A 1,269-nucleotide genomic window follows, 5' to 3' on the forward strand; every position below is an offset into this window, starting at 1 on the left:
GACGGTTTAACAAGTTCTTGATAGTAGTTCTTGAGCGGTTTGATTTTTTTATGAATACATCCATACCAACCCAACCGTCAAAGTCTTTTTCTTTAAGCTCTTGATATTCAACTTTATCTACAAGAATCTTATCTTCTGGAATTAAAACTGAAATAGTCGCTTGTACTTCAAGTGTTTGTTCCATGTGTTTTCCTTTCTATTCTTCAAAATCAAAGCTGGTTTGTGAGTTCAATCCACGAATTTCAAGCGTTGTATTGAAAGATGGTTGCCACATGTCAAGATATTCTGTTGCTTCGTCATAACGACTTAATGGAATATCGCTATATTTCACAACATCGAAGCGATTGTTCAAATCTTTATAAAACTCTCTGAATACCTTAGCTCCTAACTTCTTATGAGCATTTGAATACTTACCGCCAGTAAACATATAAACTTTGCTTGCTACTTTCTTTTGCAAAACTTTAGCTTTATTTGATGGAAGCCCGAATCGGTCAGTCAAATCAAGAACTGAATTTTCGATTTGTTCTACTTTTTTGTTCAAGTTCACGTTTCCTTGAGCGAGTAATGCAATTTGTTGTTCAGGAGTTTGCGGTAAAAGCTGTTGTTTGAGTTCTTTTTCAACTTCAATGAAATATTGACGGGCTTGTTTCCCTTTTTCGTTACGCTGAATCATGGAAATTTCTTTTGCCATGTCAATTTTTAACGCATGGTCAACACTTGGACGACCGCCTAGTTTTGAACTTTTTTGTTCAAAACCTATAAAATCAACGTTTTCAGTAAATCCATATTCTGCCATTCTTTCAAACCAAATATGATAAGGAGTTTTTACTTCTAAAAATTCATGTAGTTCACGACCGCTTACTACTTGGTCGTTGTTTTCGTTTTGTGTGATTGTAATTAATTGATCCATTTTTGAATCCTTTCTTATTTCAGTTTTCTAACTAGCTTTTTCAAAGCCACTTTTCGTGGACTTTTTGTCTAAAAAAATATCATCAATTCGTTTATTGAACTTGGAAGCAATCAAGAACATTTCTGCCCCCCACCAATCACTTTCTCCGAGTTCTTTTTTTCGATAAGTTTCTGGTGTTGTACCAATAAGTTCTGCCATTTCTTTTCGAGATATTTTTTCGTCTGCTCGCAGAGCAATTAATTCTTTTTCTACTGCCATACTGGCTCCTTTCTGTGTGTGTATTTTTGTGTTCTCCTTGGTATAAAAGCTATGAGCAGATATTTGAGGTATTTGCTTAGTTTTATGGAAAGGAGGATGTC

3 protein-coding genes are annotated in these 1,269 nt (G+C 34.8%); all 3 read right to left on the bottom strand.

The annotated features are described in order from the left end of the window. Nucleotides 1-184, bottom strand: a 184-nt coding sequence (locus ABT112_RS35225; RefSeq protein WP_351515835.1) for a DUF771 domain-containing protein, incomplete at its 3' end; no start/stop codon positions are given. 12 nt (nt 185-196) lie between these two features. Beyond that, nucleotides 197-910 carry an ORF6C domain-containing protein gene (locus ABT112_RS35230; protein WP_312257862.1) on the bottom strand — a complete coding sequence of 238 codons (714 nt, stop codon included), beginning with the start codon at nt 908-910 and terminating at the stop codon, nt 197-199. Between the two features lie 27 nt (nt 911-937). Then, on the bottom strand, nt 938-1,269 hold a 332-nt coding region (locus ABT112_RS35235), incomplete at its 5' end, for a helix-turn-helix transcriptional regulator (RefSeq protein WP_351515836.1).

This window comes from Streptomyces sp. NPDC002055 (assembly GCF_040296705.1).
Lineage (GTDB): Bacteria > Actinomycetota > Actinomycetes > Streptomycetales > Streptomycetaceae > Streptomyces.

What these genes read in the sequence shown, in the direction of transcription:
- ABT112_RS35230 (WP_312257862.1), bottom strand. Translation starts at nt 910, where the DNA reads ATGGATCAATTAATTACAATCACACAAAACGAAAACAACGACCAAGTA.